The sequence below is a fragment of the Pseudomonas sp. ADPe genome (assembly GCF_014843515.1).
Classification (GTDB): domain Bacteria; phylum Pseudomonadota; class Gammaproteobacteria; order Pseudomonadales; family Pseudomonadaceae; genus Pseudomonas; species Pseudomonas citronellolis.
Genome location: NZ_CP062122.1, coordinates 1,593,807 through 1,614,574 on the forward strand (window position 1 = coordinate 1,593,807; position 20,768 = coordinate 1,614,574).

Below are 20,768 nucleotides of genomic sequence, written 5' to 3' on the forward strand. Positions count from 1 at the left end.
TTGCTGCGCGGGCCTTCCGGCGAGCAAGATGGCTGTATCGATTCCCAGGGAAAGTGCATGAAATTCTGCAGTCAGTGCGGCGCCAGCGTGAGCCTGCGCATCCCCAGCGGCGACAACCGGCCGCGCTACATCTGCGACCAGTGCCATACGGTGCATTACCAGAACCCGCGCATCGTCGCCGGCTGCCTGCCGGTGTGGGAGGGGCGCATCCTCCTGTGCCGCCGCGCCATCGCCCCGCGCCAGGGCTTCTGGACGCTGCCGGCGGGCTTCATGGAGAACGGCGAGACCCTCGAGCAGGCCGCCGCCCGCGAGACGCTGGAGGAGGCCTGCGCCCGCGTGCGCCAGTTGCAGCTCTATACCCTGTTCGACCTGCCGCACATCAGCCAGGTGTACATGTTCTTCCGCGCCGAGCTAGCCGACCTGGATTTCGCCGCCGGCGAGGAAAGCCTGGAGGTGGGCCTGTTCGAGGAATCGGCGATTCCCTGGTCGGAGCTGGCTTTCCCCACCGTGGGCCGTACCTTAGAATGCTACTTCAGCGACCGGCAGAGGCAGGACTTCCCGGTGCGCAACGAGGCCATTGCACCCATGCCGGGCCACTACAAGAAGACCTGAACACTTTGCAGGGCCGTGCATCGCGGCGCTTTATCGAACATCCGGGGGATAGTCTTTCCATGCGCTGGCTGCTTGCCTTTCTGTGCCTGACCTTTGCCGCTCTATCGCAGGCCAATGCGACGCCGACCCTGGAAGGCCGCATCGACAAGGTGCTGGTGCTCAAGTCCGAGCACAAGCTGCACCTCTTGAGCAACGGCAAGATTCTCAAGAGCTACCGCATCTCCCTGGGCAAGAGCCCGCGCGGCACCAAGCTGGCCGAGGGCGACAACCGCACGCCGGAGGGCTTCTACTGGATCGACTGGCGCAAGACCAGCGACAAGTTCAACCTCTCCATGCACATCTCCTACCCCAACGCCCGCGACGTGGTGCGCGCCCGCGAGAAGGGCCTGTCGCCCGGCGGCATGATCATGATCCACGGCACCCCGCTGAGCGACGAGTACCCGGAGTGGTACTTCTCCACCCTGGACTGGACCAACGGCTGCATCGCCATGACCAACCCGGACATGCAGGAGGTCTGGAGCCTGGTCAAGGACGGCACGCTGATCGAGATCCGCCCCTGACGGTGGAACGAAAAAGGCGCCCTCGGGCGCCTTTTTCATTTTGCGGTGGCTAGAAGACCATGTCCGACAATCGCCACACCTCGAAGGCCGGCGTCTCGTAGGGGTGCGCGGCCTTCAGCGCCTTGACCGAGTCGTGGATCAACTCGTCGGCCACCACCATCTCCACCTTCCATTCGGCCACCTGCTCGACGAGGCCGGCCGAGCCGAGGAAGGGGTTGCTGCCCTGCAGCGGGCGGAACTGGCCCTGGCCGAGCACCTGCCAGCAGCAGCTGTCGTAGGCACCGATGCGTCCTGCACCTGCGGCGAACACCGCTTTCTTCACCGTCTCCAGGTGAGTCTCGGGAACATAGAAGCAGAGTTTGTACATCGGACGCTCCGTGGCGGAAAACGGGACCGGGTGGGGAGTCGAGGAGCGAATGCTGCCATAGGTGATGGCATTTTGCCTTCAATGACTCAGCGGTCATGCTCGGCAAATATCGACAGCGCGATTGCCTTCACGTTCTGAGGGGAAATTCCCAAGATTCGTAAAACGTGATGGAGTCCAGATTCAGTCGGCATCACTTTCCGATAAAGCGCCGCCAGCGCCCAGCCCAACCTTTGGCGGGGCCCCGATTCGCCACATTTGAATGCTCGTAGGAGCAACTGTCTTGCCGGCAGCGCCGAGGCGCTCTTCGTAGGATGGGTTGAGCTTGCGATACCCATGCGGTTGCGCTGATGGGTATCGCTTCGCTCAACACCATCCTACGAAAAGCCATGCTCGCTCATACGGAGCCACCTGTAGGAGCAGGCCCTGCCTGCGATTCGCGCGCAGGGCGCGCTCCTACAGGAGGTCGGGTTCGCGAGCCCGCAACGAAAAAGGGGAAGGCCGAAGCCTTCCCCTTTTCCTGCTGCGTCAGATGCGGCCTCAGCCCACCCAGACGCGGGCGTTGCGGAACATGCGCATCCAGCCGCCGTCTTCCTGCCACTCGTCCGGGCGCCAGGAGTTCTGCACCGCGCGGAACACCCGCTCCGGGTGCGGCATCATGATGGTCACGCGGCCGTCGCGGCTGGTCAGGCCGGTGATCCCGCGGGGCGAGCCGTTGGGGTTGGCCGGGTAGGTCTCGGTGACCTTGCCGTGGTTGTCGACGAAGCGCAGCGCCACACAGCCGGACAGGTCCGACTCGAGCAGGGCTTCCTCGCTCTCGAACTCCGCATGGCCTTCGCCGTGGGCGATGGCGATGGGCAGGCGCGAACCGGCCATGCCCTGCAGGAAGATCGACTGCGACTCCTGCACCTGGACCATGGCCACACGCGCTTCGAACTGCTCGGAGCGGTTGCGCACGAAGTGCGGCCAGAATTCGGTGCCGGGGATCAGCTCGTGCAGGTTGGACATCATCTGGCAACCGTTGCACACGCCCAGGGCGAAGCTGTCCTTGCGCTCGAAGAAGGCCTGGAAGCCGTCGCGGGCGCGGGCGTTGAACAGGATCGACTTGGCCCAGCCCTCACCGGCGCCGAGCACGTCGCCGTAGGAGAAGCCACCGCAGGCCACCAGGCCCTTGAAGTCTTCCAGGCTGACGCGGCCGGCGAGGATGTCGCTCATGTGCACGTCCACCGCAGCGAAGCCGGCGCGGTCGAAGGCCGCGGCCATTTCCACCTGGCCGTTGACGCCCTGCTCGCGGAGGATCGCCACTTGCGGACGCACGCCCTTCTTGATGTAGGGCGCGGCGATGTCGTCGTTGACGTCGAAGCTGAGCTTGGCGGACAGGCCGGGATTGTCCTCGGCCAGCAGGCCGTCGAACTCCTGGTCGGCGCACTCGGCGTTGTCGCGCAGGCGCTGGATCTGGTAGCTGGTTTCGCTCCAGATACGCTGCAGCAGGCGGCGCTCGGCGCTGTACACCGGCTCGCCGTTGAAGCCCAGCTCGATGGCGTCGCCGTTGACCGGCTGGCCGATCACCGCCACGCAGTCGCCCAGGCCAGCGGCGCTGAACTGCGCCAGCACTTCCGGGGTGGCCGCTTCGCGGACCTGGATGACCGCGCCCAGCTCCTCGCTGAACAGCGCGGCGCCGAGTTCCTCGCGGCTGGAGGCCAGGTCGTCGAGGCGCAGGGACAGGCCGCAGTGGCCGGCGAAGGCCATTTCCAGCACGCAGGCCAGCAGGCCGCCGTCGGAACGGTCGTGGTAGGCCAGCAGGTGGCCGTCGGCGTTGAGGCCCTGGATCACCGCGAAGAAGGCCTTGAGGTCCTCGGCGTCGTCGACATCCGGGGCTTGCTGGCCGATCTTGCCGTAGGTCTGCGCCAGGATCGAGCCGCCCAGGCGGTTCTTGCCGCGGCCGAGGTCGATCAGGATCAGGTCGGTCTCGCCCTTGTCCAGGCGCAGTTGCGGGGTGAGCGTCTTGCGCACGTCGCCGACCGGGGCGAAGCCGGAGATGATCAGCGACATGGGCGCGGTGACGCTCTTCTCCACGCCCGCGTCCTGCCAGCGGGTCTTCATGGACATGGAGTCCTTGCCCACCGGGATGGTGATGCCCAGCGCCGGGCACAGCTCCATGCCCACCGCCTTGACGGTGTCGTACAGGCGCGCGTCCTCGCCCGGGTGGCCGGCGGCGGCCATCCAGTTGGCCGACAGCTTGATGTCGGAGATCGCGCCGATGCGGGCGGCGGCCAGGTTGGTGATGGTCTCGCCGATGGCCATGCGGCCCGAAGCCGGGGCGTCGAGCAGGGCCAGCGGGGTGCGCTCGCCCATGGCCATGGCTTCGCCGGTGTAGACGTCGAAGCTGGTGGCGGTGACGGCGCAGTCGGCCACCGGCACCTGCCAGGGGCCGACGAACTGGTCGCGGGCCACCAGGCCGGTGATGGTGCGGTCGCCGATGGTGATCAGGAAGCTCTTGCTGGCCACGGCCGGGTGGCGCAGCACGCGCTCGGTGGCCTCGCCCAGGTCCAGGGCGGCGGCGCTGAAGTCATCGCCGATCTCGGCTTCGCGGGCGACCGAGCGGTGCATGCGCGGCGGCTTGCCGAGCAGCACGTCGAGCGGCATGTCCACCGGCTTGTTGCCGAAATGGCTGTCGGCGACGGTCAGGTGCTTCTCCTCGGTGGCTTCGCCGACCACGGCGAACGGGCAGCGCTCGCGCTCGCAGATGGCCTTGAAGGTCTCGAAGTCGGCTGCGTCGACGGACAGGACGTAGCGCTCCTGGGACTCGTTGCACCAGATTTCCAGCGGGCTCATGCCCGGCTCGTCGTTGGGCACCGCGCGCAGTTCGAAGCGGCCGCCGCGGCCGCCGTCGTTGATCAGTTCCGGCAGGGCGTTGGAGATGCCGCCGGCGCCGACGTCGTGGATGAACTTGATCGGGTTGTTGGCGCCCAGCTGCCAGCAGCGGTCGATGACCTCCTGGCAGCGGCGTTCCATTTCCGGGTTCTCGCGCTGCACCGAGGCGAAGTCCAGGTCGGCGGCGGAAGCGCCGGTGGCCATGGAGGAAGCCGCGCCGCCGCCCAGGCCGATGAGCATGGCCGGGCCGCCGAGCACGATGAGCTTGGCGCCGACGCTGATCTCGCCCTTCTGCACGTGGTCTTCGCGGATGTTGCCCAGGCCGCCGGCGATCATGATCGGCTTGTGGTAGCCGCGCACTTCCTCGCCGCGCGGGGTCGCCACGGCCTGCTCGAAGGTGCGGAAGTAGCCGGTCAGGTTGGGGCGGCCGAATTCGTTGTTGAACGCGGCGCCGCCCAGCGGGCCTTCGATCATGATGTCCAGCGCGGTGACGATGCGCTCGGGCTTGCCGTAGGGCACTTCCCAAGGCTGCTCGAAACCGGGGATGTTCAGGTTGGAGACGGTGAAGCCGACCAGGCCGGCCTTGGGCTTGGCGCCGCGGCCGGTGGCGCCCTCGTCGCGGATCTCGCCGCCGGAGCCGGTGGAGGCGCCGGGGAACGGGGCGATGGCGGTCGGGTGGTTGTGCGTCTCGACCTTCATCAGGATGTGCACCGGCTCTTCGCTGGCGCCGTACTGGCGGGTCTCGGGGTTGGGGTAGAAGCGCCCGGCGACCGAGCCCACCATCACCGCGGCGTTGTCCTTGTACGCGGACAGCACGCCTTCGCGGTGCATTTCATAGGTGTTCTTGATCATGCCGAACAGGCTCTTGTCCTGGGCCTGGCCGTCGATGTCCCAACTGGCGTTGAAGATCTTGTGGCGGCAGTGCTCGGAGTTGGCCTGGGCGAACATCATCAGCTCGACGTCGTGCGGGTTGCGGCCCAGCTCGACGAAGCTCTTCACCAGGTAGTCGATCTCGTCTTCGGCCAGGGCCAGGCCCAGCTCCAGGTTGGCCTTCTCCAGCGCGGCGCGGCCGCCGCCGAGGATGTCGACCACGGTCAGCGGCTTGGGCTGGGCGTGGCTGAACAGGCCGGCGGCCTCTTCCATCTGGTTCAGCACCAGTTGCGTCATGCGGTCGTGCAGGCGCGCGGCGACTTGCGCGGCGTCGGCCTCGGACAGCTCGCCGGCGACGTAGTAGGCGATGCCGCGCTCGATGCGCTCGAGCTTCGCCAGGCCGCAGTTGTGGGCGATGTCGGTGGCCTTGCTGGACCACGGCGAGATGGTGCCGAAGCGCGGCACCACCAGGAACAGGCGGCCCTTGGGCTCCTGCACCGGCACGCTCGGGCCGTACTTGAGCAGCCGTCCGAGCACCTGTTCCTCATCGGCGGTCAGCACGCCACTGACCTCGGCGAAATGCGCAAACTCGGCGTACAGCCCGGTGACAGCGGGTACCTGCCGGGTCAGCAGGTCGAGCAGTTTGCCGTGGCGGAAGGCGGAAAGGGCGGGAGCGCCGCGCAGGATCAGCATTGTCGGAACAGCCTCTGGAGACAGGGGAATTCGCAGGGCCGGGAGGGCCGGCCCGCAGAGGCCGTGCATTCTACCGTAAAGCATGCCCCGGCGGCACCTGCAGCTCGGCCGACGGCAAGGGCTTTCTGCCATTGGGCGGGGGAGCGCCGCCATTCATCTTCGAACGCTTTCGAGCGGGCTCGCCGCACGCCCGCTCCAGGCGCGCCCCGGGCCCCCGGCCGGCGTCTGGCACGGCCCCTGAAACGAAGCCGCTAGCAGAGATGCCCCGAGCTGTCCAGATATTGGGCTCCGCGACCTTGGCGTATACTGCGCCGATGTTTGCCCTGAACCCGTCCCGCGTGCGCTCCGCCGTATGGATCCTGGCGACCTGTATCTTTCTGCTGCTCTCCGGCTGTAGCGAGGCGAAAGCCCCCACGGCCCTGGAGCGGGTACAGAAGGACGGAGTGCTGCGGGTGATAACCCGCAACAGCCCGGCCACCTACTTCCAGGATCGCAACGGCGAGACCGGCTTCGAATACGAGCTGGCCAAGCGCTTCGCCGATCACCTGGGGGTGAAGCTGCAGATGGAGACCGCCGACAACCTCGACGACCTCTACAGCAAGCTCGGCCAATCCGGCGGCCCCGACCTGGCCGCCGCCGGCCTCACCCCCGGCGGCGAGCGGGAGACCTCCGTACGCTTCTCGCACTCCTACCTGGACGTCACTCCCCAGGTCGTCTACCGCAATGGCGACCCGCGCCCTACCCGCCCTGACGACCTGGTCGGCAAGCGCATCGTGGTGCTCAAGGGCAGCAGCCACGCCACGCAGTTGGCCGAGCTGAAGAAGAAATACCCGAAGCTGGAGTACAAGGAATCCGATGCCGACGAGATGGTCGACCTGCTGCGCATGGTGGACGTCGGCGACATCGACCTGACGCTGATCGACTCCAACGAGCTGGCGATGAACCAGGTCTACTTCCCCAACGTGCGCGTGGCCTTCGACTTCGGCGACGCCCGCGGCCTGGCCTGGGCCTTGCCCGGCGGGACGGACGACAGCCTGTACGCCGAGGTCAACAAGTTCCTCGACAAGGTCAAGCAGGACGGCACCCTGCAGCACCTGAAGGACCGCTACTACGGCCACGTCGACGTGCTCGGCTACGTCGGCGCCTACACCTTCGCCCAGCACCTGCAGCAGCGCCTGCCGCGCTACGAAACGCACTTCAAGCAGATCGCCCAGACGCTGAAGATGGACTGGCGCCTGCTCGCCGCCATCGGCTACCAGGAATCCATGTGGCAGCCCGACGCCACCTCCAAGACCGGCGTGCGCGGCCTGATGATGCTGACCAACCGCACCGCCCAGGCCATGGGCGTATCCAACCGCCTCGACGCCAAGCAGAGCATCCAGGGCGGCGGCAAGTACTTCGACCAGATCCGCGACGAGCTGCCGGACAGCATCAAGGAGCCGGACCGCAGCTGGTTCGCCCTGGCCTCCTACAACATCGGCAGCGCCCACCTCGACGACGCCCGCAAGCTGGCCCAGCAGGAAGGCCTGAACCCGGACAAGTGGCTGGACGTGAAGAAGATGCTGCCGCGCCTGTCGCAGAAGCAGTGGTTCCGCAAGACCCGCTACGGCTACGCCCGCGGCGGCGAGACCGTGCATTTCGTGCAGAACGTGCGGCGCTACTACGACATCCTCACCTGGGTGACCCAGCCGCAACTCGAGGGCGGCCAACTGGCCGAAAGCGGCCTGCACCTGCCCGGGGTGAACAAGACCCGCCCCAGCGAAGAGCCCGACGAGAAGCTCTGAAGCGCAGAGCATCTGCGGACGGAGTCCGCCACGAGGAAACTCCATGCCCCACGACAACTGTAGGAGCGGGCCCTGCCCGCGATTTCGCGCGCAGGGCGCGCTCCTACATGGGAATGGCGCGAGTGGGGGCAGCGCGTAGGAGCGGCTCTCATCCGCGAATCGCGCCGGAGCCTCCGGCAAACACAACACCCGTAGGATGGTGTTGAGCGAAGCGATACCCATCACCATGATCCGATGGGTATCGCAAGCTCAACCCACCCTACGAAAAGCGCCTCGGCGCGCCGCCGGCAAGACGGTCTTCAGGAATGCACTATCGCAGGAGCGGACTCCGTCCGCGATTCGCGTAGGACGCCGCGCCCTATCCCTTGCGCCGCGCCTTAAAGAAGGCCGACAACATCGCACTGCACTCCTCCGCCAGCACCCCGCCCTCCACCAGCACCTTGTGGTTGAGGAAATCCTGGGCAAAGAACTCCCCCCGGCTGACCACCACCCCCGACTTGGGCTCGGTGGCGGCATAGACCAGGCGCTGGATGCGCGCGTGCACCAGCAGGCCGGCGCACATGCTGCAGGGCTCCAGGGTGACATAGAGGGTGCTGCCGGGCAGGCGGTAGTTGCCGGCCGCCGCCGCGGCTTCGCGGATGGCGACCATCTCGGCGTGAGCGCTGGGGTCGTGGGCGGTGATCGGCTGGTTGAAGCCACGGCCGACGACCTGGCCCTCCAGCACCAGCACCGCGCCCACCGGCACCTCGCCCAGGGCCGCGCCCTGCTCGGCCAGGGCCATGGCCTCGCGCATGAATTCGCGGTCGCGGCTGCGGTCGATCACCGGGGCCAGCCCCTTCACCGTCGGGTGGCCCTTGCTGTTGGTCAGCCGCACCAGGCGTCACCCACGGCGATGGTGCCCATCAGGCCGGTCTCCATATGGTCGATGACGTGGCAGTGGAACATCCACAGGCCGGGGTTGTCCGCCACCAGCGCCACCTTCGCACTCTCGTTCTTGCCCAGCAGGTAGGTATCACTGTAGTACGGGATGATATTGCGGCGGTTGGACGCCAGCACCTTGAAGGTCATGCCGTGCAGGTGGATCGGGTGCTGGTACTGCGTCAGGTTGCGCAGGGTGAAGATGTAGCTCTTGCCCAGCTCCAGCTTGGCCAGCGGCGGCGCGTTGTGCTTGTGCTCCTCGCCGCCCTGCCAGGCCACGCCGTTGATCTGCCACAGCGACGGGGTCGCCTGGCCCTTGGAGTAGTCGGTCATGGCGCCCACCCACTCGAACTTGAAGTCGATGGTCTCGGCCTTGTCCAGGTCCGGCTCGCTCACCGGGTTGTGCGGCAGCGCCGGCGGCCATTCGGCGGAACCACCCTGCAGCGGCGCCACGCCGCGCACCGTGCCCAGGCGCACCACGCCGTCGCGCAGGGACAGCTCCTGGCCCTCGGCCGGGCCGCGGATGGCCAGCTCCAGGCGCATGCCCGGGCCGATCCAGTACTGCTCGTCGAGGTCCCGCGGCTCCACCGGGTGGCCGTCGATGGCGTAGATCTTCGCCTCGCTGCCCGGCAGGTTGAGCCGGTAGGTCACGGTGTTGTCGATGTTGAGGATGCGCACGCGGGTCACCTGGCCGGCGGGCAGCTCGATCACCGGCACGTGCTCGCCGTTGATGGTCGACAGGCTGCCGCGGGTGCCCTCGCGGGCGGCCTCGCGCGGCACGCTGAAGGCAGTGAAGGCGCCCTGCTCGTCCACGTGCCAGGTCTTCAGGCAGAGGATTTTCTCGTGGCTGAAGCCGCTGGGCTCGCGCTCGTCGATGATCAGCGGGCCGACCAGGCCGCGGCCCAACTGCTCGCTGCTCATCAGGTGCGGGTGGTACCAGTAGCTGCCGGCGTCGGGGGTCTTGAACAGGTAGACGAAGCTCTGCCCCGGCTGCACCGGCGGCTGCGAGATGTAGGGCACGCCGTCCATCTCGATGGGCAGGCGGATGCCGTGCCAGTGGATGGTGGTCGGCTGGTCCAGTTTGTTGGTGAAGCGCACGCGCAGCCAGTCGCCCTGGCGGGCGCGGATCTCGAAGCCGGGGAAGCGGTTGCCGTAGAGCAGCGCCGGGGTCTTGTGCCCGGGCACCAGCTCCAGGTCCATGGGCGCGGCGATCAGTTCGTAGTCGTGCTCCGCGGTCACCTGCGGGCGTGCCAGCCAAAGGCGCGCGCCGCCGACGCCGAGGCCGACCACGGCGAGGCCGGCGATGCCACCCAGTACCTGTCTGCGGGTAAAGCTCATGTCTCCCCCAACCCCTGCGGGTATCTCGCAAATGCAAGATTTTCTCATTTTCCCGGTGGCAAGGCGAGCGCGAAGGCGCTGCGCGATGTCGCATCCCGGGCAACCGCAGCAAATGCCTGACAGACATGGACAGCGGCGCCACGGAAGGCTATCTGGATAACTTCGCTTCCACGGCGGCACACCGCCATTGATGACAAGAGAGACGAGGCATGAGCCAGAAACTGAAGGTGGAACGCAAGGGCCATGTGCTCTGCATCGGGCTGAACCGCCCGGAAAAGTACAACGCCATGGACGTGGAGCTGTATCTGGCGCTGGCCGACGCCTACGGTGAACTGCAAGGCGACGACGAACTGCGCTGCGGCCTGCTCTACGGCGAGGGCCAGCACTTCTGCGCCGGCCTGGAGCTGGACAAGTGGGGCCCGCAGTTCGCCAGCGGCCGCTTCCCCGAACTGCCTCCAGGCGCCTGCGACCCCTTCGGCCTGGACCCGGCGCGGCGGGTGGCCAAGCCGATCGTGGTCGCCGCCCGCGGCGTCTGCTTCACCGCCGCCCTGGAACTGATGCTGGCCGCCGACGTGCGCGTCGCCGCGGAAGATGCCCGCTTCGGCCAGATCGAAGTCAAGCGCGGCATCTATGCCGTGGGCGGCGCGACCATCCGCTTCGTGCAGAACATCGGCTGGGGCAACACCATGCGCTACCTGCTCACCGGCGACGAATTCGACGCCCGGGAAGCCCAGCGCATGGGCCTGGTGCAGGAAGTGACGGCCCCCGGCGAGGAATTCGCCGCAGCCCTGGCCATCGCCGAACGCATCGCCCGCCAGGCCCCGCTGGGCGTGCGCGCCACCCTGGCCAGCGCCCGCCTGGCCCTGGCCGAAGGCGAGACGGAAGCTGCCCGCCGCCTGCTGCCGGACCTGCAACCGCTGATGAACAGCGAGGACGTCAAGGAAGGCGTCGCCTCCTTCCTCGAACGCCGCGAAGCGAATTTCGTCGGCCGCTGAAACGACGACGGGGCGGCGTGGATGACCACGACCGCCCCGTCTTCCGGCTACCGGCGCCGCTCAGCTGCGCCGGGTCGCTGGGATCACTCCCACTCGATGGTCGCCGGCGGCTTGCTCGACACGTCGTAGGTGACGCGGGAGATGCCTTCGATCTCGTTGATGATGCGGTTGCTGACCTTCTCCAGCAGCTCGTAGGGCAGGTGCGCCCAGCGTGCGGTCATGAAGTCGATGGTTTCCACCGCGCGCAGGGCCACGACCCAGGCGTAGCGGCGGCCGTCGCCGACCACGCCGACGGATTTCACCGGCTGGAACACCACGAAGGCCTGGCTGGTCTTGTGGTACCAGTCGAAGTTGCGCAGCTCTTCGATGAAGATGTGGTCGGCGTGGCGCAGCAGGTCGGCGTATTCCTTCTTCACTTCGCCTAGGATGCGCACGCCCAGGCCCGGGCCGGGGAACGGGTGGCGGTAGACCATGTCGTAGGGCAGGCCCAGTTCCAGGCCGATCTTGCGCACTTCGTCCTTGAACAGTTCGCGCAGCGGCTCGACCAGTTCGAACTGCATGTCTTCGGGCAGGCCGCCGACGTTGTGGTGCGACTTGATCACGTGGGCCTTGCCGGTCTTAGCGCCGGCCGACTCGATCACGTCGGGGTAGATGGTGCCCTGGGCGAGGAACTTCACGTCCTGCAGCTTGGTGGCTTCCTCATCGAAGACCTCGATGAAGGTGCGGCCGATGATCTTGCGCTTCTCTTCCGGGTCGGCGACGCCGGCCAGGCGGCCGAGGAACTTGTCTTCGGCGTTGGCGCGGATCACCTTGACGCCCATGTTCTCGGCGAACATGGCCATCACCTGGTCGCCCTCGTGCAGGCGCAGCAGGCCGTTGTCGACGAACACGCAGGTCAGCTGGTCGCCGATGGCCTTGTGCAGCAGGGCCGCGACCACCGAGGAGTCGACGCCGCCGGACAGGCCCAGCAGCACCTTGGCGTTGCCTACCTGGGCGCGCACGGTGGCGATGGCGTCGTTGACGATGTTCGACGGCGTCCACAGGGCTTCGCAGCCGCAGATATCCAGCACGAAGCGCGAGAGGATGCGGCCGCCCTGCTTGGTGTGAGTCACTTCCGGGTGGAACTGCACGCCGTAGTAGCCGCGGGCGTCGTCGGCCATGGCGGCGATCGGGCAGCTCGGGGTGCTGGCGAGGATGTGGAAGCCCTCGGGGATGTCGGTGACCTTGTCGCCGTGGCTCATCCACACGTCGAGGCCGAGCACGCCGTCTTCATCGACGTGGTCCTCGATGCCGTCCAGCAGGCGCGCCTTGCCGACCACGTCGACGCGGGCGTAGCCGAACTCGCGCAGGTCCGAACCCTGCACCTTGCCGCCCAGCTGCTCGGCCATGGTCTGCATGCCGTAGCAGATGCCGAACAGCGGTACGTTGAGGTCGAACACCGCCTTGGGCGCGCGCGGGCTGTCCAGCTCGTGCACCGACTCCGGGCCGCCGGCCAGGATGATGCCGCGCGGGGCGAAGGCGCGGATGTCGTCGTCGCTCATGTCGAACGGGTGGATTTCGCAGTACACGCCGATCTCGCGCACGCGGCGGGCGATCAGCTGGGTGTACTGGGAACCGAAGTCGAGGATCAGGATCCGGTGAGCGTGAATGTCTTGGGACATGGGCTTTCCTTCGGAATAGCTGGAAGCTGAAAGCCAGAAGCTGGAAGCAGAGACCGGAATTCAACTTCCAGCTTCTGGCTTCCAGCTTCCAGCGCCAATTCGATTGCGACCCGATCAACCTACACGGTAGTTCGGGGCCTCTTTGGTGATCTGCACGTCATGCACGTGGGATTCGGCCATGCCGGCGCCGGTGATGCGCACGAACTGCGGCCGGGTGCGCATGTCCTGGATGTCGGCGCTGCCGGTGTAGCCCATGGCGGCGCGCAGGCCACCCATCAGCTGGTGGACGATGGCGGTCAGTTGGCCCTTGTACGGGACGCGGCCTTCGATGCCCTCGGGGACCAGCTTCTCGGCGCCGGCGGAGGCGTCCTGGAAGTAGCGGTCGGAGGAACCGGTGGCGCCGGCCATCGCACCCAGGGAGCCCATGCCGCGGTAGGACTTGTAGGAACGGCCCTGGAACAGCTCGATCTCGCCCGGGGCCTCTTCGGTGCCGGCGAACATGGAGCCCATCATCACGCAGTAGGCGCCAGCCACCATGGCCTTGGCCAGGTCGCCGGAGAAGCGGATGCCGCCGTCGGCGATCAGCGGGACGCCGGTGCCTTCGAGGGCGGCGGCGACGTTGGCGATGGCCGAGATCTGCGGCACGCCGACGCCGGCGACGATGCGGGTGGTGCAGATGGAGCCCGGGCCGATGCCGACCTTGACCGCGTCGGCGCCGGCGTCGGCCAGGGCCTTGGCGGCTTCGCCGGTGGCGATGTTGCCGCCGATCACCTGGACCTGCGGGAAGGTTTCCTTCACCCAGCGCACGCGGTCGATCACGCCCTTGGAGTGGCCGTGGGCGGTGTCCACCACCACTACGTCCACGCCGGCGGCGACCAGCGCGGCGACGCGCTCGGCGGTATCGGCGCCGGTGCCGACGGCGGCGCCGACGCGCAGGCGGCCCTGCTCGTCCTTGGAGGCCAGCGGGTAGGTCTTGGCCTTCTCGATGTCACGGAAGGTGACCAGGCCGGTGAGGCGGAACTGTTCGTCGACCACCAGCATCTTCTCGATGCGGTTCTCGTACAGCTTGGCCTTGATCTCTTCCAGGGCGGTGCCTTCGCGGGCGGTGATCAGCTTGTCCTTGGGCGTCATGATCGCCGCCACGCTGTCGCCGACGTTCGGCTTCACGCGCAGGTCGCGGCCGGTGACGATGCCCACCAGCTCACCCTCTTCCACCACCGGGAAGCCGGAGAAGCCGTACTCGCGGGCGATCTGCAGCAGCTCGATGATCTTGGTCGAGGGGGTCACGGTGACCGGGTCGCGAACGATGGCGGTCTCGTGCTTCTTGACCTTGCGCACCTCAGCAGCCTGCTGCTCGATGCCCATGTTCTTGTGGATGATGCCGATACCGCCTTCCTGCGCCATGGCAATCGCCAGGCGGGATTCGGTCACGGTATCCATGGCGGCGGACACCAGCGGGATGTTCAGTTCGATGCCCCGGGTCAGGCGAGTCTTCAGACTCACGTCCTTGGGCAGGACCTCGGAGTAACCGGGGATGAGGAGGACGTCGTCGAACGTCAGGGCTTCTTGGCTGATGCGCAGCATGGCGAGGGCTCCCACACGGGAAAATGGAAGCGCGGCATTATACCCCAGCTTCACGCTCGGGCTCAACGCGCCCGACCGCTGGATTCGCGGGTTTCGCGCTGGCCCTCGGCAAGGCCCCGGGCTTATCATCCAGCGCCATGTTCAATGACCCTTTCCAACGGCTGGGCCTCGACCGCGAGGTGCTGACCGTCAGCCAGCTCAACCAGCGCGCCCGCCAGCTCCTGGAGGACGTGTTCCCGCAGGTGTGGGTGGAAGGCGAGATCTCCAACCTCGCCCGCCCCGCCTCCGGGCACATCTATTTCACTCTGAAGGACGGCAACGCCCAGGTGCGCTGCGCGCTGTTCCGCCAGCACGCCCTGCGCGTGCGCCAGGCCCTGCGCGACGGCCTGGCGGTCAAGGTGCGCGGCAAGGTCTCGCTGTTCGAGGGCCGCGGCGACTACCAGCTGATCGCCGACGCCGTCGAACCGGCCGGCGACGGCGCCCTGCGCCTGGCCTTCGAGGCGCTGAAGCAGAAACTCGCCGCCGAGGGCCTGTTCGCCGCCGAGCGCAAGCGGCCGCTGCCGGCCCATCCGCGGCGCATCGGCATCGTCAGCTCGCCCACCGGCGCGGTGATCCGCGACATCATCAGCGTGTTCCGCCGCCGCGCGCCCCAGGTCGAGCTGACCCTGGTGCCCACCGCGGTGCAGGGCCGCGAGGCCACCGCGCAGATCGTCCGCGCCCTGAAGCTGGCCGATGCGCGCGGCTTCGACGCCATCATCCTGGCCCGCGGCGGCGGCTCGCTGGAAGACCTCTGGTGCTTCAACGAGGAAGTCGTGGCCCGCGCCATCGCCGCCTGCGCCACGCCGGTGGTCAGCGCCGTGGGACACGAGACCGACGTTTCCATCAGCGATTTCGTCGCCGACGTCCGCGCGCCCACGCCCTCGGCCGCCGCCGAGCTGCTGGCGCCGCACGCCGGCGACCTGCAGCAGCGCCTGGACGGCCTGCGCCGCCGGTTGATCCTGCGCATCCAGGACCGCCTGACCCGCGAGCGCCTGCGCCTGGAAGGCACCGCCCGGCGCCTGCGCCACCCCGGCGAGCGCCTGCGCCAGCAGGCCCAGCGCCTGGACGACCTGGACATGCGCCTGCGCCGCGCCTTCGAGCGCCAGCTGCAGGTACGCCAGGAACGCATCGGCCGCCTGCAGACGCGCCTGCAGGCACAGCACCCGGGCCGCGCCCTGGCGCTGCTGCGGCAGAAGCTCGACAGCCTGGCCGCGCGCCTGCCCCACGCCACCCGGGCGATCCTCCGCGAACGCCGCCAGCGCCTCGACGGCCTGGCCCAGAGCCTGCACATCGTCAGCCCGCTGGCGACCCTCGGGCGCGGCTACAGCATCCTCCTCGACGAACGCGGCCAGGCCATCCGCCGCGCCGCCCAGGCCCAGCCCGGCCAGCGCCTGACCGCGAAACTGGGTGAAGGCCAACTGGAAGTGCGGGTGGAAGACAACCACCAGGCCCCGGTCACCCTCTCGCTGCTGGACTGACCTGGGCCTTGGCTGTGACATGCGCCGGAAGCACGGCTCTTTGTAGGATGGTGTTGAGCGAAGCGATACCCATCACCCCGACCGCATGGGTTTCGCAGGCTCAACCCATCCTACGAAGAGCCCCCCAGCGCAAGACAGCCCGTAGGATGGCGTTGAGCGGAGCGATACCCATCACCCCGGCGCAGCCGGCAAGACAGTTGCTCCTACAGGGACTGACGAATAACCGCCAACGGTTACACCGCCGGGGTTCGCGCCATGTAGACTGCCGGCTTTACCGGATTTACGGAAAGCCCATGTTCCGCGTCTTCTGCCTGCTGTTCGCCACCCTTCTCGCCCTGCCCTCCCATGCCGAGGGTTTCATCAGCCGTACCCTGAACAAGCCGGTGCCCGGCGGCGTCGCCGTGGTCCAGCTGGGCAGCGCGGGGCCGGCGCCGAGCGCCAGCTACCAGGGCAAGCCGGTGCTGGTGGTGCGCGAGGAAGGCCGCGACTGGATCGCCGTGGTCGGCATCCCGCTCAGCGTCAAGCCGGGCCAGCAACAACTGCAGGTGAAGCAGGCCGGCGCCAGCCGCAGGCTGCCGTTCCAGGTCGGCAGCAAACACTATCGCGAGCAGCGCATCACCCTGAAGAACACCCGCCAGGTCAACCCGCTGCCCGAGGACCTCAAGCGCATCAACCGCGAGCTGGCCGAGCAGACCGCCGCCTACCGCAGCTTCAGCCCCGGTACGCCGAGCAACCTGGTGCTGGACAAGCCGGTGAACGGCCCGCTCTCCAGCCCCTTCGGCCTGCGCCGTTTCTTCAATGGCGAGGAACGCAACCCGCACTCCGGGCTGGACTTCGCGGTGCCCGCCGGCACGCCGATCAAGGCCCCGGCGGCGGGAAAGGTGATCCTGATCGGCAACTACTTCTTCAACGGCAACACCGTGTTCGTCGACCATGGCCAGGGCTTCATCAGCATGTTCTGCCATATGTCGAAGATCGACGTGAAGCTCGGCGACCAGGTACCGCGCGGCGGCGTGGTCGGCCGCGTCGGCGCCACCGGCCGGGCCACCGGGCCGCACATGCACTGGAACGTCAGCCTCAACGATACCCGCGTCGACCCGGCGATCTTCATCGGCGCCTTCAAGCCCTGAGGTTCATTCTGCGCGGCTGGGCAAGCGCTCCAGGCGGTAGAGCTCGCCGATCAGGCAGGGCTCGGGGATGCCGCTCGAGTCATACGAGAGGATGCGGTCGAGCCTGGTCACCGCTCCCACCGTGCTGCCGATGTTCAGGCGGTTGCTGAACGACAGGTTGTCGCACGGCGAGGAGAAGGCCACCAGGTAGCGCCGGCCGGGCGCGTGGCCGAGGACGATGTGGCCCTTGTCGAGGTATTCCCAGCCCTGGGTTTCCCACACCGGGATCGACTTGACCATCTCGCCCTGGCGGTAGCCGAGGCGTTCCAGGTGCTGGTCGAGGGGCAACGGGTCGTTGCGCAGCCCGGACTGGCTGCAGGCGGCCAGCAGAACGGCAGCCGCCAGCATGGCGGCGCTGCGGACATTGCGCATGCTCACCTCCCGGCCACGACGGGTGGCCACTCTCGAGCCGAAACCGGCCCGGCTCCATTTTCCCACCCAGGGGAAAGGCCGGCGCGCGGCCGGCCGGACGGTCAGTTCATCTTCATCCCGGGCATGTCGTGACCCGACATATCGTGGCCAGACATGCCGTGCTCACCGGCCTCGGGTGCCTGTTTCTGCACCTGCACCTCGACCTTGAGGTCGCCGGCCTGCTGGAAGTGCAGCGTCAGCGGGAAGCGCTCGCCGTCGGCCAGCGGCTTCTTCAGGCCGAGCAGCATCAGGTGGTAATGGCCCGGGGCGAAGGTGACGGTGCCGCCGGCGGGGATGTCCACGCCGTCGACCTTCTGCATCTTCATCATGCCGTCCTTCATCTGGTGCTCGTGGACCTCGGCGCTGGCCGCGCGCTCGGTGTCGGCGCCGAGCAGGCGGTCGGCCGCCTTGCCGTGGTTGTGCACGACGAAATAGGCCGCGCCGTTCTCCGAGTTGGCCGGCAGCAGCAGCGACCAGGGGTGTTCGACGTCGAGGTCGCCGACCTTGTATTCGTGGGCCAGCAGCGGGGTGGAGAAGGACAGCATGGCCGCCAGGGCCAGGAGGGTCTTGCGCATGTTGGAAACTCCTAACGATCTCATGGGCCGCCCGTCGAGCGGGCGGCTTCGCCGGGGGCACGGCCAGCATAGCCGCTTCGCGCCCCCACTCAAGCCGGCGACCGCGGTCGCCGGGGCTCAGAAGCTGAAGTCCACCTTGGTCCAGAGCGTGCGGCCCGGTTCGCGGATCGCCTGGGGATCGTTCGCCGGGTAGCCGAAGCCGGCGTTGCCGGCGAGGTTCAGGTGCTCGGCGTAGTCCTTGTCGAACAGGTTGTCGACGCCGGTGCTGACCTTGAAGTGCTTGTTCACGCGGTACGCGGCGTTGAGCGAGAAGACGCCGAAGCCGGCGCTTTCGTCGAAGTCCTTGCCGACCACGTTGCCCTGCCCCTCGGCCACCCGCCCCTGCTTCGCCACCAGGCGCCAGAGGGCGCCGGCGCTCCAGTCGCCCTGCTCGTAGGTCAGGCCCAGGCGGGTTTCCAGCGGCGGCATCTGCGGCAGCGCGCGGTCGTCGCTGGTGTTCTTGCCCCAGGCGTAGGCCAGGGTGGCGTCGGTCTTCCAGTTCGGCGCCAGTTGGTAGGCCGCGCCCAGTTCACCGCCCATGATGCGTGCGTCGACGTTGGTCGCCTGGGACGTTGCCCCCATCATGCCGCCGCTGGTGTAGGTGAACAGGATGTAGTCGCGGATCTCGCCGACGTAGCCCGAAGCCCAGGCCTTGAGCTTCTCGCCCTCGTACTGAGCGCCGAAGTCGAGCTGGGTGGTCTTCTCCGGCTTGATGGCGTCGAAGGCGTTGGCCGAACCGGCCGGCCCCATGTTCGGAGAAAACAGCTCCCAATAGTCGGGGAAGCGCTGCACGTGGCCGAGGCCGGCGTAGAGCGTGGTGGGCGAGTCGGCCAGGTCGTGCTCGTAGCGCAGGAAGCCGCTGGGCAGGGTGTCGGCGCGGGTATCGTCGGCCGTGGGGTTGGGCCGCGTCATCATTCCCGAGCCGGTGGTCTGCCGGTAGTCCTTGGCCGAGGCGCGGTCCAGCCGCGCACCGCCGATCACCCGGTCGCGCTCGGCAGCGTACCAGGTCAGCTCGGCGAAGGCGCCGTAGTTGTGGAAGGTCGCATCCTTGTTCCACGGCACCTCGTCGTAGGCGCCGATGCCCATGGCGCTGCGCTGGCGGTGCTCGCTGCTCTGGGCGTCGACGCCGGAGATCAGCTTGAAGTCGTCCCAGCGCCAGGTGGCCGCCAGGCGCCCGCCGAGGGTGCGGCGGTCGACGTTGGAGGCCATGGGCCCGGCCATCATGCCGGTGCCCGAGGGCGTGCGCAGGCTGTAGTTGTCCATCACGTGGTCGGCGTAGTTGTAGTAGACCTGCGCCTCCAGCTTGTCGAGCACGCCGCCGAGGTTGGACTTCTCGAAGCGCAGGCCCAGGCTCTCGCGCTTGAACTGCGAGCCATCCATGCCGCGCCCGGCGTAGCGCGCCTCGCCGTCGCCCTTGCCGGCGGTCAGCTCGACCAGGGTGTCGGCGTCCGGCGTCCAGCCCAGGGCGACGTCGCCGTTCCACTTGTTCCAGCGCGAGGGCACGGTGTTGCCGCCGCCGTCCTCGTAGTCGTCGGACTGCGAGCGGTTGCCGGTGAAGCGCAGGTAGCCCTCGGGACCGCCGGCGGCAGCATCCAGCACGCGGTCGAAGCGGCCGTTGGAGCCGGCCACCAGGCTGCCGTTTATCCGCGTGCCCAGCTCGCCGAAGCGCTCCGGATCGCGGTCGAAGCGGATGGTCCCGGCCGAGGCGCCAGGGCCCCAGATCACGGTTTCCGGGCCCTTGACCACGGTGAGCCGATCGTAGGTCTCCGGCGATATATAGGAAGTGGGCGCGTCCATCCGCGCCGGGCAGGCGCCGAGCATCACGCCGCCGTTGGTGAGGATGTTCAGCCGCGAGCCGAACATGCCGCGCAGCACCGGGTCGCCGTTGCTGCCGCCGTTGCGGATGGCGGAGAAGCCGGGGATGGTCTTCAGGTAGTCGGCGCCGTCGCTGGCCGGGATCGGCTGGCGCGCCTGCTTCGGGTCGGTGACCACGGTCAGCGGCGAGCTCTGCGCCACCGCGGTGATGACGCTGGGTTGCAGTTCGATGGCGTGGTGGCCGGCGTGCGGGTCGTCGGCCTCGTCGGCGCGAACGGAAGGGCTCAGGCCGACGATGCCGCCGAGGGCGGTGAGTGCGCAAAGGGTGCGTAGGCGTGCCGGGCGAACGCGCCCGCGCAGGAAGAGTCTGGACATGCGAAATTCCATGATCATGACGATGTTCTTCTGGCCAGGCACGGCGGACGCGCGTGGAGGAAGACTCCTCTGCGCGATGGCGCTTGCGCTGGCTACGGCGAAAGAAAGGTCAGGCGCTCATGGACGGCGGCGCGCGCGAACGGGCGCCGGGGAAGATCGGCGAAGGCGGGATGGATTGTTCGATGACGACCTGGGGCGCCGGGGCGGCCCCGGGCAGGTCGGCGGAGAGCGCCAGGCGCGGGGTTTCCAGCGCCGGGCTGTGGAGCAGCAGGCCGCAGTAGCCGCACTTCTCCATGAAGTGGTCGGCGGAGAAGCCCTGCTGCGCGGCATCGGAGCCGTGGTGGCCGCCGCGCATCTGTTCGGAGCAGGCCATGTCTTCCATGCCGGCCATGGCCGGCATGGGGTGGTCCATGGGCATGGACTGCGACAGCAGCGGGCCGAGGTGGATCATCAGCATGGCGAAGAGCGCCAGCCAGATGCCCGTGCCTTGTCCTGTGCCTCGCCGTCTGCGACCTGTCACTGGAAGTCCCCGAATCGATTGGCGGCGTTTTACCCTGCCGGGCCGATGGGCGCAATTCGCCGATGGCTCAATGCCGTGCGGCATGGAGACGCAT

At 68.0% G+C, this 20,768-nt stretch carries 16 protein-coding genes; 6 read left to right on the top strand and 10 right to left on the bottom strand.

Going from position 1 to position 20,768, the window contains the following annotated elements:
- The first annotated feature begins 57 nt into the window (after positions 1–57).
- Both IG194_RS07255 and IG194_RS07260 read left to right on the top strand, forming a co-directional pair.
- On the top strand, positions 58–612 hold the full coding sequence (locus tag IG194_RS07255) for an NUDIX hydrolase (RefSeq protein ID WP_009616318.1): 555 nt from the start codon (positions 58–60) through the stop codon (positions 610–612).
- Positions 613–671: 59 nt separating this feature from the next.
- Positions 672–1,172 carry a L,D-transpeptidase family protein gene (locus IG194_RS07260; protein WP_009616312.1) on the top strand — a complete coding sequence of 167 codons (501 nt, stop codon included), beginning with the start codon at positions 672–674 and terminating at the stop codon, positions 1,170–1,172.
- 49 nt (positions 1,173–1,221) lie between these two features.
- Here IG194_RS07260 and IG194_RS07265 read toward each other — a convergent pair whose 3' ends face one another.
- Complete coding sequence (locus IG194_RS07265; protein ID WP_043271426.1) at positions 1,222–1,539, bottom strand: YqfO family protein; 318 nt, start codon at positions 1,537–1,539, stop codon at positions 1,222–1,224.
- Between the two features lie 537 nt (positions 1,540–2,076).
- Positions 2,077–5,973: a phosphoribosylformylglycinamidine synthase gene (purL, locus tag IG194_RS07270; protein WP_058487316.1), complete on the bottom strand. Its 3,897-nt coding sequence runs from the start codon at positions 5,971–5,973 to the stop codon at positions 2,077–2,079.
- A gap of 314 nt (positions 5,974–6,287) precedes the next feature.
- On the opposite strand from purL, the gene mltF reads away from it, so the two are divergent.
- Positions 6,288–7,757, top strand: a complete 1,470-nt coding sequence (gene mltF / locus IG194_RS07275) for a membrane-bound lytic murein transglycosylase MltF (protein ID WP_058487317.1) — start codon at positions 6,288–6,290, stop codon at positions 7,755–7,757.
- Between the two features lie 358 nt (positions 7,758–8,115).
- On the opposite strand, the gene tadA is transcribed toward mltF, so the two are convergent.
- Positions 8,116–8,634 (bottom strand): tRNA adenosine(34) deaminase TadA, encoded by a 519-nt coding sequence (gene tadA, locus IG194_RS07280; RefSeq protein ID WP_082936847.1) that lies wholly within the window; start codon positions 8,632–8,634, stop codon positions 8,116–8,118.
- Complete coding sequence (locus IG194_RS07285; RefSeq protein WP_058487318.1) at positions 8,622–10,013, bottom strand: multicopper oxidase family protein; 1,392 nt, start codon at positions 10,011–10,013, stop codon at positions 8,622–8,624. The genes tadA and IG194_RS07285 overlap by 13 nt, the downstream gene beginning before the upstream one ends.
- A gap of 209 nt (positions 10,014–10,222) precedes the next feature.
- Between IG194_RS07285 and IG194_RS07290 the strand changes: the two genes are divergently transcribed.
- Positions 10,223–11,008, top strand: a complete 786-nt coding sequence (locus IG194_RS07290; RefSeq protein WP_058487319.1) for a crotonase/enoyl-CoA hydratase family protein — start codon at positions 10,223–10,225, stop codon at positions 11,006–11,008.
- An 83-nt stretch (positions 11,009–11,091) separates the two neighbouring features.
- On the opposite strand, the gene guaA is transcribed toward IG194_RS07290, so the two are convergent.
- Positions 11,092–12,669 carry a glutamine-hydrolyzing GMP synthase gene (guaA, locus tag IG194_RS07295; RefSeq protein ID WP_058487320.1) on the bottom strand — a complete coding sequence of 526 codons (1,578 nt, stop codon included), beginning with the start codon at positions 12,667–12,669 and terminating at the stop codon, positions 11,092–11,094.
- A gap of 114 nt (positions 12,670–12,783) precedes the next feature.
- Positions 12,784–14,253: an IMP dehydrogenase gene (gene guaB / locus IG194_RS07300; RefSeq protein WP_009616195.1), complete on the bottom strand. Its 1,470-nt coding sequence runs from the start codon at positions 14,251–14,253 to the stop codon at positions 12,784–12,786.
- A 137-nt stretch (positions 14,254–14,390) separates the two neighbouring features.
- On the opposite strand from guaB, the gene xseA reads away from it, so the two are divergent.
- Both xseA and IG194_RS07310 read left to right on the top strand, forming a co-directional pair.
- Entirely contained in the window at positions 14,391–15,770 is a 1,380-nt protein-coding gene (xseA, locus tag IG194_RS07305; protein ID WP_009616194.1) for an exodeoxyribonuclease VII large subunit, read from the top strand.
- Between the two features lie 293 nt (positions 15,771–16,063).
- A complete protein-coding gene (locus IG194_RS07310; protein ID WP_058487321.1) occupies positions 16,064–16,900 on the top strand; it encodes a M23 family metallopeptidase in 837 nt (278 codons plus the stop codon).
- 3 nt (positions 16,901–16,903) lie between these two features.
- Here IG194_RS07310 and IG194_RS07315 read toward each other — a convergent pair whose 3' ends face one another.
- The 4 genes from IG194_RS07315 to IG194_RS07330 all read right to left on the bottom strand — a co-directional run bounded on the left by IG194_RS07315 (position 16,904) and on the right by IG194_RS07330 (position 20,674).
- Positions 16,904–17,311, bottom strand: coding sequence for a DUF6491 family protein (locus tag IG194_RS07315; protein ID WP_058487322.1), 408 nt, complete (start codon positions 17,309–17,311; stop codon positions 16,904–16,906).
- Between the two features lie 101 nt (positions 17,312–17,412).
- Positions 17,413–17,925, bottom strand: coding sequence for a copper chaperone PCu(A)C (locus IG194_RS07320; RefSeq protein ID WP_058487323.1), 513 nt, complete (start codon positions 17,923–17,925; stop codon positions 17,413–17,415).
- A gap of 117 nt (positions 17,926–18,042) precedes the next feature.
- A complete protein-coding gene (locus IG194_RS07325; protein WP_141679729.1) occupies positions 18,043–20,154 on the bottom strand; it encodes a TonB-dependent copper receptor in 2,112 nt (703 codons plus the stop codon).
- 109 nt (positions 20,155–20,263) lie between these two features.
- On the bottom strand, positions 20,264–20,674 hold the full coding sequence (locus IG194_RS07330; protein ID WP_225617183.1) for a DUF2946 domain-containing protein: 411 nt from the start codon (positions 20,672–20,674) through the stop codon (positions 20,264–20,266).
- Positions 20,675–20,768: the final 94 nt, after the last annotated feature.